This is a genomic window from Oligoflexus tunisiensis (genome assembly GCF_001748245.1).
GTDB lineage: Bacteria > Bdellovibrionota_B > Oligoflexia > Oligoflexales > Oligoflexaceae > Oligoflexus > Oligoflexus tunisiensis.
This window is the reverse complement of the sequence record NZ_BDFO01000001.1, coordinates 973399-990079: the sequence shown is the minus strand read 5'-3', so window position 1 is coordinate 990079 and position 16681 is coordinate 973399. Positions and strand designations below refer to the sequence as shown.

Annotated in this window: 14 protein-coding genes; 5 read left to right on the top strand and 9 right to left on the bottom strand. The window is 55.4% G+C overall.

Annotation, left to right across the window (positions count from 1 at the left end):
• Positions 1-138 precede the first annotated feature (138 nt).
• A complete protein-coding gene (locus tag OLTU_RS04420) occupies positions 139-1092 on the top strand; it encodes an MBL fold metallo-hydrolase (protein ID WP_141731543.1) in 954 nt (317 codons plus the stop codon).
• 13 nt (positions 1093-1105) lie between these two features.
• Here OLTU_RS04420 and OLTU_RS04415 read toward each other — a convergent pair whose 3' ends face one another.
• From OLTU_RS04415 to OLTU_RS04375, 9 genes are all read right to left on the bottom strand, one after another.
• Complete coding sequence (locus OLTU_RS04415) at positions 1106-2206, bottom strand: alkane 1-monooxygenase (RefSeq protein ID WP_141731542.1); 1101 nt, start codon at positions 2204-2206, stop codon at positions 1106-1108.
• The gene (locus OLTU_RS04410) at positions 2178-2843 is read right to left on the bottom strand and encodes a TetR/AcrR family transcriptional regulator (RefSeq protein WP_141731541.1); all 666 of its coding nucleotides are present in this window, start codon (positions 2841-2843) and stop codon (positions 2178-2180) included. Before OLTU_RS04410 ends, OLTU_RS04415 begins: the two co-directional genes overlap by 29 nt.
• A 92-nt stretch (positions 2844-2935) precedes the next feature.
• Positions 2936-4054: a DUF3421 domain-containing protein gene (locus OLTU_RS04405; protein WP_141731540.1), complete on the bottom strand. Its 1119-nt coding sequence runs from the start codon at positions 4052-4054 to the stop codon at positions 2936-2938.
• A 134-nt stretch (positions 4055-4188) separates the two neighbouring features.
• The gene (locus OLTU_RS04400; protein WP_141731539.1) at positions 4189-6642 is read right to left on the bottom strand and encodes a FliG C-terminal domain-containing protein; all 2454 of its coding nucleotides are present in this window, start codon (positions 6640-6642) and stop codon (positions 4189-4191) included.
• A gap of 122 nt (positions 6643-6764) precedes the next feature.
• Positions 6765-7781, bottom strand: a complete 1017-nt coding sequence (locus tag OLTU_RS04395) for a L,D-transpeptidase family protein (protein ID WP_141731538.1) — start codon at positions 7779-7781, stop codon at positions 6765-6767.
• Between the two features lie 45 nt (positions 7782-7826).
• A complete protein-coding gene (locus OLTU_RS04390) occupies positions 7827-8867 on the bottom strand; it encodes an RluA family pseudouridine synthase (RefSeq protein WP_176736327.1) in 1041 nt (346 codons plus the stop codon).
• Entirely contained in the window at positions 8834-9664 is an 831-nt protein-coding gene (locus OLTU_RS04385) for a helix-turn-helix domain-containing protein (RefSeq protein ID WP_141731536.1), read from the bottom strand. Before OLTU_RS04385 ends, OLTU_RS04390 begins: the two co-directional genes overlap by 34 nt.
• Positions 9664-10740 carry a MinD/ParA family ATP-binding protein gene (locus OLTU_RS04380; RefSeq protein WP_141731535.1) on the bottom strand — a complete coding sequence of 359 codons (1077 nt, stop codon included), beginning with the start codon at positions 10738-10740 and terminating at the stop codon, positions 9664-9666. The genes OLTU_RS04385 and OLTU_RS04380 overlap by 1 nt, the downstream gene beginning before the upstream one ends.
• A gap of 153 nt (positions 10741-10893) precedes the next feature.
• Complete coding sequence (locus OLTU_RS04375; RefSeq protein ID WP_141731534.1) at positions 10894-11496, bottom strand: septation protein IspZ; 603 nt, start codon at positions 11494-11496, stop codon at positions 10894-10896.
• A gap of 144 nt (positions 11497-11640) precedes the next feature.
• Here OLTU_RS04375 and sthA point away from each other — a divergent pair, with 144 nt between their 5' ends.
• Genes sthA through OLTU_RS04355 form a run of 4 tightly spaced genes read left to right on the top strand, consistent with a single transcriptional unit; the run spans position 11641 to position 16679 of the window.
• On the top strand, positions 11641-13074 hold the full coding sequence (gene sthA / locus OLTU_RS04370) for a Si-specific NAD(P)(+) transhydrogenase (RefSeq protein ID WP_141731533.1): 1434 nt from the start codon (positions 11641-11643) through the stop codon (positions 13072-13074).
• Positions 13055-13957 carry an AAA family ATPase gene (locus OLTU_RS04365; RefSeq protein WP_141731532.1) on the top strand — a complete coding sequence of 301 codons (903 nt, stop codon included), beginning with the start codon at positions 13055-13057 and terminating at the stop codon, positions 13955-13957. Before sthA ends, OLTU_RS04365 begins: the two co-directional genes overlap by 20 nt.
• On the top strand, positions 13954-14847 hold the full coding sequence (locus OLTU_RS04360) for a DUF58 domain-containing protein (RefSeq protein ID WP_141731531.1): 894 nt from the start codon (positions 13954-13956) through the stop codon (positions 14845-14847). The genes OLTU_RS04365 and OLTU_RS04360 overlap by 4 nt, the downstream gene beginning before the upstream one ends.
• Positions 14844-16679, top strand: coding sequence for a transglutaminase TgpA family protein (locus OLTU_RS04355; protein ID WP_141731530.1), 1836 nt, complete (start codon positions 14844-14846; stop codon positions 16677-16679). The genes OLTU_RS04360 and OLTU_RS04355 overlap by 4 nt, the downstream gene beginning before the upstream one ends.
• Positions 16680-16681 lie beyond the last annotated feature (2 nt).

The window sequence follows — 16681 nt, the reverse complement described above, 5'->3', positions numbered from 1 at the left end:
GATTTTCCAAATCATTTAAAGAACAAGAGCAAGGGTATTAAAGTTTGCAGAATTCCAAACTTTCGATGATTTCCCGTGGGCAGATTTCCGGGGAAAAAGTTATCCTTTCGCAATGTATGCTTTCATGGAGGATGACCTTTGAAACACCTACTCTTTTTGCTCCTCGCCAGTCTGGGAACAGCGTGTGCCATCACCAGCACTCCCGCTCAACTCGTGGAAGTGGGCAAGCCGTCACGCGTGGACGCGATCAAGCCGGCTCTGACAGGTCAGGGCCCGATTCAGTTTCGCAAGGTGGTGGCGGCCAACTGGGCTGCCGATCGTGGCGGTCTGATCCAGCTCGAAGATCCGAAGGCCAAGGCCGCTGGTTTAAAAAATGAGCTGGAGGACATCCAAATCTATTTTTATGTCATCGATCACCCTACGTTCGGACGCTATCTCATCGACACGGGGATTGAGTCCACGATGAAGGAAAAGCCCGAGGACTCACCTGTCGGCGGGATGATGGCCCGTTTCATGAACATGGACAAGCTCGTGATTCATCAGACCACCAGGGACTGGATGCGCCAGAACCCGGGTCCCATCAAGGGTGTGTTTCTCACCCATATGCACCTTGATCACATCATGGGTGTGCCTGATCTTGATCCCACCATTCCCATTTTCATAGGGCCCGAGGAATCCACGCATAAGGAATTCCGCTATCTCTTTACGCGCGGCGCCACGGATGATTTCCTGGAGGGACCACGCACCTTGTCCGAATTGAACTTTCCCGAACCCGCTGCGCCCGGTGAGCCCGCGGTGATCGATTTCTTTGGCGATCAATCGCTCTTTGTTCTTTCCGTGCCGGGACATACCGAGGGCTCCCTGGCGTTCGTTGTTCACAGCAGTGCCGGGCCTCAGCTCATCACCGGGGATACCTGCCACACGCGCTGGGGCTGGGAACAGAACGTGACACCAGGGGAATTTACCGAGGATGCGGACGGCAATCGGCAGAGTCTCGACTTTTTGAAACAATTTTCTGCGACTCTTCCGGGCGTGCAGGTCCATCCCGGACATCAGAGCGCGACCGCCGCAGGGAAACTGGAAACCCTTTGACCCTCAGCATCTCTTAATCCATCAAAGGAGCCTGGCTCAGGACAGCGCGTGCCTGAGCCACCCGATGATCCATCAGACGGCGCCACAGCGCAGGCACAAAAGCAATCGGCATCATCACCGTATAACCAAAAGGCAGTTGCGGCGATCCTGGCAGAGAACGCAGAATCTGATAAGGGCGTGCGGCGTGAGCATGATGATCGGAGTGCCGTGGTAATCCAAAGAGAAGATAATTCGAAACCACGTGATCGCTGTTCCAGGAATGAAAGGCTCTCACTTTCTCAAAATTCCCCTGCGGCGTGCGCCGGCGCTGCAATCCATAATGCTCGATATAATTCACCACTTCCAGGTAACTAAATCCCACGATGGCCTGCAGGAGGAAGAAGAGCAGACCCGCCGTTCCAAAGAACCAGGTGATGAGCCCCATAAAGGCGAGCGGCAGGATCGTATACCAGAGCATCTGATTGTGATGCGTCCAGAATCCAAGCCGCCGTTTGCGCAGTCGGGTTCTCTCCAGATTCCAGGCGCTGTGATAGCCACCCCAAACGGATTGAAAATAAAATTGGTAGAGTGATTGTCCAAGCCGCGCCGTTGCAGGATCCTCGTCCGTGGCCACGCGCGCGTGATGGCCCATAATGTGCTCGATGGTAAAATGCATATAGCAGATGCACATCAGTGTGAGCCGGGCCAAATGCAGATCCAGCTTTCTTACCTTGTGGCATTGTTCGTGGGCGACCGTCACCCCGATGCCGCCGGAGACCAGCGCCACGGCCAGCACCAGCCCCACATATTCATGGACCGCGAGTTCATGCGTGCTGGCCACCCAGCAGCTCCAGACGACAACGGCCACAATCAGCGGCGCAATGCCATAGGTGAGGTAACGGAAAAAACTGTCCTGCGCGGCCGCTTTTTCCTGCTCCGCATCGTAGTTGACCTGACTCGTGCCGATGACAAGATCACAGAGCGGCACCAGCACATAACCGGCGATCACGCTCGTATAGATCCACCCGCCACCCCCATAGAACCCGAGGACGGTCAGGAGCGGGAACACATAAATGCCACAGTACATGAGAGCCTGCTGCCGGTGATTACTCCGGCTTAAGATCGAACGAATCATGACCCCTTGCCTCCATGAAAGACGAAAATATCCCCTGCACCGCTGCCTGAAACTCAGGCGCGATATACGGTGTAAGCAAAAAGAGAATGTGCTTCAGGAGTTCCCGGGACGGCGCCGGCGGGCTGATCGGTGGCGCGGATTCCAGGTAGCTGTGCCAGTAAATGGTCACGATCCAGATGCTGTTGGCAAGGGCCATACGCCGGTCCTGTCCGTCCAGGGAGACCAGGATACCCACCTGGCTCAGGCCACAGATCAGCCCGGCCAGCTCCTCTTTAAAGCGTGCCTGCAGCTGAACATAGTCAGTCCTCAGCTCGGCATCGCGTCTGAGGATCATGGGGAGTTCGGAGAAGAAAAAGCGGTATTCAAAAATGATTTGAAAGCAGACGTTCACATAATCGCTGAGCTGAAGCAGCGGCGGTTGATCGCGCCCATAGAGAGTCTCCAGCTGTGTGCGGATCCGTTCGTAAATCGCCCGGATGATCGCTTCCTTATTGGGAAAATAATAGTAGAGATTGCCGGGGCTGATGTCGAGATGGCTGGCGATATGGTTGGTGGAAATATCGGCAACGCCCATCTGATTGAAGAGCTCAATGCTGCCTTGAATGATGGCGTCGCGAGTTTTACGGCTTTTTCCCATGCTGGATCCCGGCTCGAATTCATATTTAGAGTATTTACTCTAAATTCGACCGGGAGGTAAACCAGGAAATTTTTCGGTCAATATGACTTATATCAGGGAGCTGGCATCGCTTTTTGCACGTCGATAATTTTTTGTGTCGCGCCTGCCTTCCACGCCAGAACCTGGTAGCTGGTGTTGGCCTGGAATCCATCATAGGAATGCGCGCAGGTGGAAGCCCCGGGCCGTAGCACACCTGGAGTCTGCTCCGCTATGCTCTCATCAGCCTGCAGATTGCGGCAGGTATAGAGAGGATTGCCGACCGCATCCTTCCCGGTGATGTAAGCCTGGGCCGGCTTCAAACCATTGGTGGACGGAATCCACTCAAAATAATCATCAAAGACCCCTTGGGTGATGACGAGAACATCCGAGGGAGCGAGCACATCGTCACCGTTTTCACTCTGCGATGTGATCACGGTCCCATTATGCGTGGTGAAGCAATTGGATTTATTGGAATCGCGATCATGCACTTCCAGCTTGCCAGGGATGGATTCCCCGCCAAACGCCATGCGGCAGATATAAAGGTTTTCCGTTCCGTCATCTTCCGTACCGCCGATTGCGGCTGGTGTAGGAATCTGGGCCCCGTTCAAAGCGAGCCACTGCACAAAGGTCGGTGTCACAGGAGCCGAGGCCTGGAATTTGACGCCGGCGCTATTGGTCACACTCACGAAAAAGCGTATCGTATCCTGCTGGGTCTGAAGGTCGCCCAGGGTCGGGGCTTTCAGCGTGACAGCAATATGCCACTCAAGGCTGAGCGGCAGCTCCACCATGGACACGACAAGATTATCATTGTCCGAAGCCTGGTAAGTCCAAATCTTGCTCGCGTATCCAGCCTCTATATTCACCTTGTTGTTGGTTTTCTCATCGCGGAGACCGCAGTGAATCAAAGATTCTGGATCGGCGGCGGTGGCTGCTTTCATCTCCGAACAAATCAAATACGCGCCCGAAATATTCGCGGGCGGACTGACATTCTCTTCCGGCGCCTTCGTTTCCGTTGGCATCGGGACGGGATCAGGCAGGTCTTCGTTCGGCCTGGCATCACTTGACGAGGATGCCGTCGTGGACTCCTCAACCAACGTATTGGCTGTTAAAAAAGGAGCCTTTTTCAACGTGGCACTGCTGCAGGCTGCACCTGTACCGATAAAGGCCATGATTATCCAGTGATGTCGAATCACGACTGGGCTCCTGTTTTGCCTGTGAAAAGTCTTAATTATTTATCGGTCCATGTTTCGCGCAACTGGAATAAGTTCGAAAAAAGGCCTGATATCCAGGCCTTGGAAGGACGAATCAAAACAGCAGGAAGCGGTCATCAGGCAGCAAAGGCCCCTTTGGAGAAGACGGTATCATCTTCCTCCGTATCCTCGGCTTCTGAATTCTTACTCGAGTAAATAAGTTCATTAATGTCCAGCATGCTGATGGCGCCGTTGTTAGCGAGACTGCGCAGGCGCGCCTTGATCTTGACCTCGGCGGTGCGATACGCATTGTCGTCGATGCCGGCCATGTTGCGAATATCCTCGATCCAGCTCTGGGCCAATTCCTCGGGCGCCTTGCGCAGGAGGAGGTCGCGAATATGATCGGGGCTGCCCACCAGGAACGCGAGCAGGTCATCACGGTCCATGCCCAGGATGACTTCCAGCAGATGACCATCCTTCAGGTAAGGCAGCATTTCCACGGTGACGAGCTTCAGCTTCAGACCGCGCGCGGTTTCCGGATTGTTGCGTTCCAGGGTCTGCATCAGGCGGCGCTGGTCACGCAGATCGGAGCGTTCCAAAAGATCGAGCAGGATGTCGCTCGAACGCAGCTGCTCGGTATCAAATTCGGAGCGGGCCTGGATTTTCTTCTGCAGAGCCTGGGCCACGTTGAAGAGGAATTCGCGTGGAATCGCCTCGGCCTGGGACAGTTCCTCAAGCAGGCGGATCTTCGCATCCCCTTCATACATTTCAAACACCGCCGACCGCAGCTTGCGATCGAGCTGGGTCAGGACGATGCTCTGCACCCGCGGTTTCTCGTCCGCCACCAGGCTGAAAATCTGCTGGGCATCGAGACGATTGAGGAAGCCAAAGCGATCGCTGGACTGACTGGCCAGAAGGCGAATCTCACTGGCTGTGACCATGGTCTTCAAACGTTCGAGCAGAGCCATTTCCGTGGCCTGATCGAATTTGAAGTTGGAGCGGTGATAAAATTCGCTCAATTCATAGAGATCGCGTTTCAGACTGGAATCGTTCAGAAGTTCAAAGATGATGAGCTGGCCAAAGATGTGCACGTATTTGGCGGTTTCCGCGACGCCATCATCCTTCAGAAGCCGGGTGAACGTTTCACGGGCGATGCGCGGCTGCTCGACAAACTGCTGGACCAGGTCCTGCTTCAATTGGGCGAGCTTCAAAGCCAGCATGGCTTTTTCCTGGGAAACCTGGGCCGGGGCGACTCTTAGGGTGGTTCCACCCCCACCGGATTCCACCGCACCTTCCCCACCTTCACCATAGCCGGCCTCTTCCGCTTCCGCCGTGGCGTGAGCCGCACGACGACGCATGGCAGGACCGGATCCGGCCGACGCCAGCACCATCTCACGCGCGGTGCGATTGGTGGCGGATACTTTCATGATGGCAATCGCGGCCAGCGTCGCCAGGAGAAGGAAACCGGCGCCATAGGCGGCCATTTCCTCGGTGCTCAGGGTCTTGTTGGTCACCGATTCGTTGTTCACATCCAGGCGACGATCCGATTCCTTTTCAAGGCTTTTCTCCGAGGATTCCTGATTCGACTCCCGCGTGGATTCACTTTCCGAGCGGCTCATCGATTCAGTCGCCCGGGTTTCACTGCGTTCCTCGCTGGATTTGCTCTCCACATTGCTACGCGATTCGCTGGTCGTCGTCTGGATGATTTCCCTGGTTCCCGCCAGATCGCGGAACAGGGTCAGCATCTGCCGCAGTTTTTCCAGACCATAGGGATCCGTGGATTCCTCCATGGCCTTCTTCTTTTTATCCAAAGCCGTTTCCGGGAAGGCTGTGGTATCCACCACGAATTCCACCGGGTTCACAAATCGCGTCTGGGCCTTCATAAGACGCAGAATACGGCTCTGCTCCTCTTCCATGAGGTTTTCGTCCAGAGTCAGATAAACCCGAATTTCCTGGATCCTGAGGCCGCCTTCCGCCCGTTTGCCCACCACGACCTGGTCACTGGGAAAGGAGTTGAGCTGATCGGGGCCAACGGGCTGCGCATCCACATCGATGCGTTCCAATAGACACTGATCCGGGCAGTAGCGATCGATGATGGAATTCAGCACCCGGCGCAGGCGATTTTCCAGCTGGGCGCTCAGGTCCTCGCTCGGTGTGGGTGCGGAACTGCCAATGGCCGGAAGGTCCACCGGTTCCCATTTGATGGAACTTTCCGGAGCCATGCCCTTGATCTTGTTGCGCAGCAACTGTTCCAGGCGGTCGCGATCCAACGGCAGGACACGATTGTCGATTTGAATGATGGGGGTGACGCTGTGAACTTCCAGCTTCGCTTCGGCCGCGAGGGAATTCTGCGTCTCAAAACCCAGCTCATCGCTGTCAGGGATGGTTTCATGAACCTCGACCTTCACCTCCAGGAGCTGACAGTGCTGGCTGCAGTATCGGTCCAGAACCGATTGCACCTTCTGCCCCGCTTCCCGTCCTATATCCGTCTGCATGCGACGGATGCGATCGCTGATCAGCTCAGACGCATGACCAGGGGTCATGCTGAGCAGCAGCATCGTGCCAAGGATAATGGAAAGCCAAGACCGCATCACTGTCCTTCTCTGCGACCGCAAAGGTTCGCAGAAGGTCGATCGGTCATTAAACGGGGAGCATAATGGGAAAAAAATGCCGTGAGGAAGGCGAAAGAGTCGCGGCGGGAAACCGCGACAGCTTAGAGGCGTGATTCCGTGTGTTCCTGAAGAGCCTTGGTGCTCGGCGAAGATTTGATGATTTGAGCAATCTTCTCGCGCGAGAGATCCACAAACTGCAGAGGCTTTTCATCAAATTCCTCGTGGAAAAGTTTCCACTCGTCCTCGCCGGTCAGCTGCCAGTAAAGAATCTTGCGGCCATAGCTGCGATAGCGATTGTCACCGTTGAAGTCCTGGTTCATCACTGCCACCGCATAGCGATCATGCGTGAACACGCGGATATTGTTCATCGCCACTTCCATATTCTTATAGGAACCGAAGACCCGCTTCTTATATTCGTAATAGGCCTGCTTGTCCTTGCCATCCACCGTGAAGCTGTCGTGATAAAGACTGATATAGTGGTCCAGATCGCGTTTGGCCCAGGAATCGATCCACTCCTGCGTAAGCTGTCGCACTTTCGCAACATTTTCCGGACGATTGACCTGACTTCCATCCTTCGCAATCACCACCACCGATTGATCCGGCACGAGCCACTGCGTCAGGGATTGAATGTCGGCATTGTAAAAGGCCACGCAACCTTCGGTGACCTTGGCCGCTTCGATACGGCGATCGGCCTCCACACCATGCAGCCAGATACCGTAACCCGTCTTGCCGAGGAAACGATCGAGAGGATTGGGGAAATCGATCGGAATGGCAAACGGACCATATTTCTTGCCAAGCTTGCGGCCGTTCAGGATGCGCTGGCTGAAGTAGATGCCCTCGGGGGTGCGATTGTCACCCATCTTCTGCTTGTCACCCTCCTCCTTGCCAATGGCAATCTTGAAGGAAATAAGGTGCTCGGACTGTTGATTGTCCTCAGGCATGGTCATCAGGTCTGCGGTCAGCTTCGACTTATCAACCAGCAGATAGACCATCTCCCGCTGGGCCTTGACCCGAATGCTTTCTTCCGTTGTGGTGGCAGCTTCGTCAGCCCAGCCCTGGTTCGCTATGAATCCCAGACCACCCAAGCTCAATGCAAGACTCAGAATTCGGCGATACATAAAGTCCCGTCCTTGGCGGAGATTGTCGATCTCCTAAAATTGGAGTCACTGATCCCTATGCTTTTCCAATAATTCTAACACAGCGCGGAAATCCTGCGGTATAGGAGCTTCAAAAGCCATCTTTTGCCCGGTTTCCGGATGCTCGAAACCAAGGCGCCGTGCATGCAGGAGTTGGCGGGAGACGTCCTCCACAGCCTGGCGGATGGGCTCAGGAAAGGTCGGAGGCAGGCGCACGACCTCGGGTCCATAAACCACATCGCCGACCACCGGCCAGCCCAGGGCCTTGGCATGCACACGAATCTGATGGGTGCGACCCGTGGTGAGGCGGACTAGAGCCAGGGTCAGCTTGCGCCCATAGACCTTGCGCGCCGAGAAATGGGTTTTCGCGTAACGATACGACTCAAGGTCCACGCCCTCGTTCTGCTTCAGGAGGTAATCCTCCATGCTGAGCGAAGCGAAGCGGGTCCGATTGCGCGGGTCGCGATAGAGATAGCTTTCGATTTCGATCTCTTCCTGATCCATGGCCCCATTGAGAAGAGTCACGTATTCACGAAGATTCGTTTTGTTTTTGAATTGTGCGGCCAGGTGTCGGTGTGCAGAGGCAGTTTTGGCCAGAACGATCACCCCTGAGGTGTCCTTATCCAGACGGTGCACGACTCCAGGACGATCGATTTCACCCGGCAGTTCGTCCGCCCGCTGCAAACCCAAATGGGCCAGGACTGCAGCCACCAGAGTGGGCTTGCCGCGTGTTCCCGCACCCGGGTGCACGATCAGGCCGGCCGGCTTGTTGATCACAATCAACGCGGTATCCTCGTAAAGGATATGCAGGGGCATGGGAGTGGGAACAAGGTCTTCCGCTTTTTCCGTTTCCGGAGGAAGATTCGCAAGCTCCAGGCGATCCCCGTCTTCCACCTTATAGCTGGCCTTGGCAGGCGTTCCATTGACCCGCACCTCACCGGCTTTGATCAACCGGTGCAGGGCAGAGCGACTGAAACGCGGCAGGGCCTGAGCCAAAAAAACGTCAAGCCGGCTGCCGGCGGCGCCTTCTGCGGTCAGTATGAATTGGGTCGGGTTGTCTCGCGCCAATGGTTGTATTTCTCCGTGTAGGCCTCGATCAATGTGCCAGCATCGGGAAGCCCCAGATACTGCAAATAGATCTTCAGAAAGCCCCTAACATACACGAGAGAAGGCAACTTTTGAAAGTTGTTATTTTCCATGGCCTTGATGTATTCGATCGAAATTTTGGTTCGCTCCTGGATCTCGGCCTGGTCGATGCCTACAATCTCGCGGAGTTGCACCAAACCCTTGCCATCAAAGGATTGAGGCTTGCTGGTAATCGCTTGCATGGAAGCTAAAACATCGGGGTCAGTCGCCCGTGAGGCTGATTTCTGGATTTTGCCGAAATTCACGGGACGCCGTTGCGTAGCCCGGGTCGGTTCATCGGCCCAGGCTTCGGAATTGCGAACAGGCTCCCGGCGAAAGACGGCATCCCGATCTTCCGTCGTGCGGCTGCCACCCAGACGTGAGGTGGTCAGAGGATCATGAGTGTCACCAAATATTTCCTCGGGCGACCGCGGGGGGGGTTCTTTCACGAGGCCAATGGCATTATCGTATTCCCTGCGTTGCGACTCATCATCCAACACGCGATAGGCTTCCTCGATTTTTTCGAGAGCATCGCGAGCCTCTTCGTCCGAGACGAGAGAATAAAGTGCGTGGCTGCCTGAGGAGTACGTGCTCCGCAGACGAATATAAGCCTCGCGAATCTGCAACCGGGTTGCATTCGGCGCGACATCCAAAATTTCATAGTAGGATGGTCCGACCCCGGACTTGCCATGGCCTTGCAGCTTCGATGGTTTGATATCCGACCCAAGCTGTTCGTTCATCAATTTCTCCGTTGCATTCCTAAAATTTTCAGGGATTGAGCCGCCGCGACTGAGAGTCGTTTAGCAATCATACTATGAGGAAAATCGGAAACAAGCAAACGACGATTTTTCAAAGACTTGAGCACGGCCTCATCATAGTTGAGATAACCGATATACCGGGTGGGTAACCCAAAGTACTTTTGACAGATATGTTCCATGGAGGAACCAAGGTCAATGTCGGTCTGGTCGCGGGTCTGATTCACCACGATTCCAAGACAGCGGGCTTGGATTGCCCGTTGCAGATCCTGGATGAACTGCGGATAGGTCCGCTGGAGTTCCTTGAGGCAGCTGGCATAGCCGCTGCTCAGCGTGCTTCCGGCCATCGAGGACAGAGCCGCCTTGATATCCTGGGCAACCTCGGCCTGCTGCAGCCGACAGCCGAGGTTATCGATGAGTTTCCATAGGGTCATCTTGAAAAATACATAGGCATTCTCAATCGAAGTCGGCTCGGGCAGGACCGTGACGAGGCCCAGATGGGCCGCCGTGAAAAAATCCATCGTGTGCCGATGGGTGCCAGCACCCAGGTCGCAAACAATAATATCGACCTTGAACTGCTGACGACTGGTCAGGAGCGCCTGCCAAAGCGGGAGCAGGTAATCGGTCGGCTTATCCAGATATTCCGCCCATGCCTCCTCGCGACCACCGGCAATGAAGGCCACCCCCTGCACGGGAGCCGGCAGGATCACATCGCGAAAGCCGGCATTTTTCGTTATCAGAAAGTCGACGAGGCTGCGCTTGGGCATCGCTACCCCGAAATGGCTGTGCAGGTTGGAACAGCCAAGGTCCAGATCGACCACCAGAACACGATAGCCAAACTGGGCCAGAGTCGTGGCGAGGTTGGCACTCACTATACTTTTACCGACACCCCCTTTGCCACCGCCGACAGCGATGATTGCAGGCATGTGACGCGAGAGCGGCAGGGGGGCATCAAAGGAAAGACCAGTCTTCCAATTGGTGTAGTGCGAAGTCACGAATTGACTTGCATCGCCTTCTGTGGCGGGACTCGGTTGCTTCAATCGGGGATTGATTTCAAACATGGCCCATCCTGAATGAGGAAATCGGTTCAGAGAGTGCTGAATGGATTTCAAATGCGGGTAAGATCCCTTCAGCTTTCATTATATTCCTATCGTTTCAAGGCATTCAACTGATGCCGGTAAACGACGGCTTCTGCTCTTGGTGCTTTGCGGAATTCACACGAGAATCTGATTGATAATGACCACAACGAAGAGGGCAGGATAAATCGCCAAACGCCAGGCAAACCAGGCTGCGGTTCGAAGCCTCAAAGCCGCGTAGGCCATGAGAATCCCATGAGCGGCAAAGAGCCAGATCATTTGTCCGGACAGGCGACTCAGTGTCAGGCGAAATTCTTCAGAATGGAGCATTTGCAGGGCAGGTGATTCCTCATGAGGCTCGATTCCCGCCCGTGCATTCAGATCCGCTGAGTTGGTTTGAAAAATCTTTTCCATCTGCGGAATAAAGTGCAGCATCAAAGGTTGGTCAAAAACCTGAAACCAGGCGAAGACAGCCGAGAATACGGCGGCCAGCACGGGGGGTTGAAACTTGAAATAACGATCATTGTTCATCTTGAGGCTGATCGTTCCCAGCACGAGGATCATCAAGCCTTCACCGAGTAGAAATTTATCAATTTGACCAAACATCAAATAATGATAAACGGCCATGATGATCGTACAGATCATGGCCGCGATAATTCCAGCTCGAAACCCTTTCCAGGCATCAACTCCGATGTAAATGATCAGGGGCAGAAATTCCATGATCAGGTGCGAAGCGTTCATGCCGACTCCTGTTTGGCCTGGAATTTATGATAAGCGGTCACACCTGATCCCGACAATCCCAAAGCGTAAAACCCGGGCCCAACCTAAAGAAGTCCCGGTGGCGACCGATCCTCTTACCGTGGCGTCAGCATTCGGGGAGTAACTGTGGATTCAGCAGCCTATGATATGGTCGTGATCGGAAGTGGGCCGGCCGGCATACAAGCCGCAATCCAGGCCGCCCGTCTCAAAAAACGCGTCGCCGTCGTGGAAAAACATCCCGAGCGCCTGGGAGGAACCTGGCTGCATACCGGCACCATCCCGTCCAAGACGCTGCGTGAAGTCATGGCGGCCATTCGCAGCATCCATTCGCACGTCGGTGCTCACTGGGTGGAACGGCTGGTGAATACGCTGTCCACCAATCGTCTGACGGAACGCGCCCGCACCGCCTCGATGGATGAAGAGAAAATTGTGCGCGCGGCCCTGGCTCAGCACAAGGTGGATCTGATTCACGGCACGGCTTTCCTTGAAGATACCAACATCGTCCGCATCAATCCGCTGAACGGTGAAAGCTATGTGCTGCACACGGAATTCGTGGTGATCGCCACCGGCTCGCGTCCGCGGCGTCCGCCTGATATGCCTTTCGATGGCTGGCGGGTGGTGGATTCCGATGATATTCTGCGGCTGGAATCGCTGCCGAAATCGATCACGGTTTTCGGCGCCGGCGTGGTGGGCTGTGAATATGCCTGCATTTTCTCGGCGCTGGGTGTGAACACAACGATTATCGATGCGCGGACACGCATCATGCAATTTATCGATCAGGAGATCGCCGAAGAGCTCAAGCAGTCGATGGAGGGACTGGGCGTCAAATTTGAGCTGGGCCGTATGCTGCAGAAAATGGAAGTCAACGGTCCCTTGGTTCGCACAACTTATAATGATCTCATTCTGGAAACTGATATATTCTTCTTCGCTGCCGGCCGTGAATCCTGTAGTGATCATCTGGGACTGGAGCGTGTCGGCATCGAAGTCAACGAGCGTAAAGCGATTAACGTGAATCAACACTTTCAAACCAGCATTCGCAACATTTACGCCGTGGGGGACGTGATCGGCCCGCCGGCGCTGGCGAGCACCTCGGCTGAACAGGGTCGTGTGGCAGCCGCTCATGCCTTTGGCATCCCCGATGTCACTTTTCCCGAGTTCTTTCCCATAGGGGTTTATACCATACCGGAAATGTCTTCCGTCGGCATGACTGAAGAGGAACTGATCCAAAAAAACCAGCCCTATGTGGTCGGCCGCGCCCGCTACGATCAAATCGCCCGTGGTTACATTCGCGGTGACAGCTATGGACTGATGAAGATTATCGTCTGCCAGAACACCCACAAAATCATCGGTGTCCATATCGTGGGCGCTGATGCCGCGAATTTGATTCACATCGGCCAGGTGGGAATGATTGCGGGCATGACCATCCATCAGTTTGCTCACTCCACGATCTTCAATTTTCCGACGCTGGCGGAAGGTTTTAAAATCGCCGCTTTCCATGCCATGGCGGAATTGGAAAAGCTGCCTCAAAGGACCCCGGTGCATGCTGCAAAAATTTCTTGAGCAAGCGGAGAAAGTGGTCATCGGCAAGCGGGAATCCTTTCGCCTGGCCCTGAGCTGCCTGCTGGCTGGTGGGCATCTTCTCCTGGAAGATGAACCGGGCATGGGCAAGACCACCTTCGCCAAGACCCTGGCGAAACTTTTGAATCTCGATTTCAGTCGCATTCAATTCACGTCGGATCTTTTGCCGGCTGATATTATCGGGGTTTCGATTTTTGATCGCGACAAGCAAAGTTTTGTGTTCCAGCCAGGACCAATCTTCAGTCAGCTCGTCCTGGGGGATGAATTAAACCGCGCCTCGCCGAAAACCCAGAGCGCCTTCCTGCAGGCTATGGAAGAGCAGGCCGTGACAGCGGATGGCAAAACCTATGCTTTGGAGCGGCCCTTCTTTTTTATCGCAACGCAAAATCCAAGGCGCAGCATCGGGACTTTTCCTTTGCCCGAATCGCAGCTCGACCGTTTCATGATGAAGATGGCCCTGGGTTATCCCAGTCGCGATGCCGAGATCAGCATCCTGATGAATGAAGGGTCCGCCAAGGCTCTCGCGGACCTGGAACCGATCTGGGATCCCGGTGAAATCCGGGCCCGTCAGGCCGAGATCCGGCGTTTGCATGTGGCACCCGGCATCGCCCAGTACATCGTCGACATCGCCCAGGAATCCCGGCGTTTGCCACACGGCATTTCCCCGCGCGCTTCGCTGGCCCTTCTGCATGCGGCGCAGGCCTATGCCTGGCTCGATCATCGCCAATATGTGATCCCCGAGGATGTGCAGGCTGTGGCCATTTCCGTGATGAGCCATCGCCTGATCAGCGGGGATGAACTGCGTCCTGAAGTCGGCAACGAACGCGCTCGTGAGTTGCTGCATCAGGTCCCGGTACGACCATGAAAAAGGTTTTTATTCCAACCGATCGGCCGGGCATTCTGCCGACCGTTTACGGTTTCGCCTTCTTCACGCTGATCGTCGATGTTTTCGCTCTCGGATTTTTTCGGAATTCAGGTCCCTATCATACGGTTGGTCTCACCCTGATCGTGCTCGGGATGGTGGCCATGATCCAGACCAACAGCAACATGGAGAGTGTGACCGGTGACGTCATCCAAAGCGAGCCTGGCGAGGAAGGCCGGACCGCTCGCGTGCTGGTCGTCCTGCGCAATGGTCAGCAGCCGGCCCGCTATAATATTTCCCTGCAAACCTTGAAAAAATTTCAGCTTCTGAATGCCCCCTTCGTTCAGGAACTCAAAAGCAGCAGCTCGGTACTGCTCGAAATTCAGTGTCCCGTGCGCGGCGTTTATGCTCTGCAGCGCATCCGGGTGCAGAGTCGGGGCTACTACGGACTTTTTTCGGCATGGAAGTGGATGTTTACGGACGCCAAACTCATCGTTTATCCGCGACCGGAAGGCCAGCAGCCGCTGCCTCCTACGGAGGAAGGGGAACGTCTGCGTTACCTGACCGGCGAGGATTTTGCCGGGCATCGCCTGTATCAACCGGGAGCCTCACTCAAGCAGGTGGACTGGAAAGCCTATGCGCGGGGTCAGCCGCTTTTATTGAAGGAGTTTGGCAGTCGCGGGGAAGGCGCCTTGCATCTGCGCTATCAGGATGTTCTGGTCCAGGATCCTGAGGCGAAGCTGCGGCAGCTGACCGCCTGGGTTTTTGCCTGCGCTTCGCAGAATCGGCCTTTTTCCTTGGAGCTCCCCCATGTGACCCTGCCCGAAGGCTCCGGACACGAACAGTTGCGCACCGCACTGAGGCAACTCGCCAGCCATGAGGTGCCGGTATGATGGGCGTTCAGAATTTGGCGCTGATCGTCTTTGCCTTTCTGATCCTCCTGCTCGCGCAGGGGCTTCCCTTCTGGCTCGTGATCGCGGCGGCCGTCCTGGGACTTTGGAAATGGTGGATCCTTCGCAGCGGCAGCGGGCATCCTTCACGGGTTTTGCTCAGTGCGCTCGGCACCCTGATGGTGGCCTTCATTTTTCTCGATAGCGCGCCTATTTTCAGCCGGGAATCGATGATCTCGGTGGTCTGCATTGCCAGCATGCTCTTCCTTCTGGATCGCCCGCATCCACGTCAGGTGATGATGGTGCACGCCGCGTTCTATGGACTCCTGATCTGTCTTCTCGTGATGCGCGGGTCGCCCCTGCCTTTGTTTCTTTATTTTTTCCTGACGGTGCTGATTTTTTTCAGTCTGCTCATCCATCATCTGCCGACTTCGGCTCTGCTTTCGCTTTGGCCTCTGGGGCGCAATATTCTGAAGATATCCCTGCCGGTCGCGGCCATTCTTCTGCCGGTTTATTTCTTTTTCCCAGAGATAAGGCCGCAGACCTCCGAATACGCGGTGACAGGACTTTCGGATATTCTCGAGCCCGGACGCATTGCCCGTCTCGCGCAGTCGGATCGGGTGGCGTTCCGCGTGCGTTTTTTTCAGGACAAACCGGGTGAACAAGCCCTTTACTGGCGCAGCATGGTTCTGGAGGAATCCTTCGGCATGATCTGGCGCAAAAAGCGCAAGATTGAAATGCAGGACTACAATCAGCGACCGGCAGCTGCGGGTCATCTGACCTATCAAATGATCCCCGAGGTGCGCCTGGGGCTGGGGCTGCCGCTTCTCGAGCACACCATTTCCCTCCAGGGCGCCGGCCCGCAGGCAACCCGGATCTGGTGGCATCCTGATCTGCGCATCTATCAAACCCAGAATGAACTGATTGAAGCGAGCGCGGCACCCCTTGATCGCTTTTCCCCGCCGCATGCGCCACAGCACGAAGCGCTGAAAATTCAGGTCTCGGCACGAACGCGGGCGCTGGTGGATGAGCTGAAATTCAGATCCCCCGAGCAGCAGGTCCTGACGCTTTTGGAACGGATGAAGGGCTATACCTATACACTGCGTCCCGGCACCTTGAGTCGGGAGGATGCCCTCGATGATTTCCTCTTCGTCAAAAAGCGGGGTTTTTGCGAGCATTTTGCTGCCTCATTCGCCACGCTCCTGCAATTGGCCGGCACCCCGGCCCGCGTGGTCGCCGGTTATGAAGGTGGAGTTTTTATCGGCAACAGCGATTTTCTTCTGGTTCGGGATAGCGATGCGCATGCCTGGGTTGAAGTCTTCTGGGATGGCCGCTGGCGGCGTGTGGATCCTTCCGCTGTGGCCATCTCCGAAGTGCCCCGTGAATCCAGCAGAGTCTGGATCACCGCCCTGCCGTCGGCCTGGTTCGCCTATGGTTTGCGTCTGGCTGTGGTGAAGTTGCGCGAGTGGGCCCAGGAATTCGAATATCTTTGGATGGGAATGATTGCCGTCCTTGCGATCCTGGTGCCTCTTCAGATTTGGCGAATGCAGAAAAAACGCCTCAATCGTCCGCTCTGGCAGTCGGCCATGGAAGGCTTTCTACGGGATCTGGAAAAGCGGGGTCTCACGCGGGAAAGTTATGAGGGCATGCGGGACTTTCTCGAACGGGTATCCCGAACGTATCCTCAGCATGCGGCGCGTTGCCAGGAACTTTCTCAACTGTATCAGGACACCCTTTACGGCCCGGCCGCCGAACGCCAGGCCGCTCAGGATCTGCTGAAGAGTTTTCATGAGTTGCGAAGGCTCATCAGCCGTTCGCCCAAAATTCCGCTCTAAAC

Bases quoted from the DNA above. Each gene is read 5' to 3' on its own strand.
- OLTU_RS04400 (WP_141731539.1), bottom strand. From the start codon at position 6,642: ATGCGGTCTTGGCTTTCCATTATCCTTGGCACGATGCTGCTGCTCAGC.
- OLTU_RS04415 (WP_141731542.1), bottom strand. From the start codon at position 2,206: ATGATTCGTTCGATCTTAAGCCGGAGTAATCACCGGCAGCAGGCTCTC.
- OLTU_RS04385 (WP_141731536.1), bottom strand. From the start codon at position 9,664: ATGAACGAACAGCTTGGGTCGGATATCAAACCATCGAAGCTGCAAGGC.
- OLTU_RS04360 (WP_141731531.1), top strand. From the start codon at position 13,954: ATGAAAAAGGTTTTTATTCCAACCGATCGGCCGGGCATTCTGCCGACC.
- OLTU_RS04410 (WP_141731541.1), bottom strand. From the start codon at position 2,843: ATGGGAAAAAGCCGTAAAACTCGCGACGCCATCATTCAAGGCAGCATT.
- OLTU_RS04395 (WP_141731538.1), bottom strand. From the start codon at position 7,781: ATGTATCGCCGAATTCTGAGTCTTGCATTGAGCTTGGGTGGTCTGGGA.
- OLTU_RS04355 (WP_141731530.1), top strand. From the start codon at position 14,844: ATGATGGGCGTTCAGAATTTGGCGCTGATCGTCTTTGCCTTTCTGATC.
- OLTU_RS04365 (WP_141731532.1), top strand. From the start codon at position 13,055: ATGCTGCAAAAATTTCTTGAGCAAGCGGAGAAAGTGGTCATCGGCAAG.
- OLTU_RS04375 (WP_141731534.1), bottom strand. From the start codon at position 11,496: ATGAACGCTTCGCACCTGATCATGGAATTTCTGCCCCTGATCATTTAC.
- OLTU_RS04380 (WP_141731535.1), bottom strand. From the start codon at position 10,740: ATGTTTGAAATCAATCCCCGATTGAAGCAACCGAGTCCCGCCACAGAA.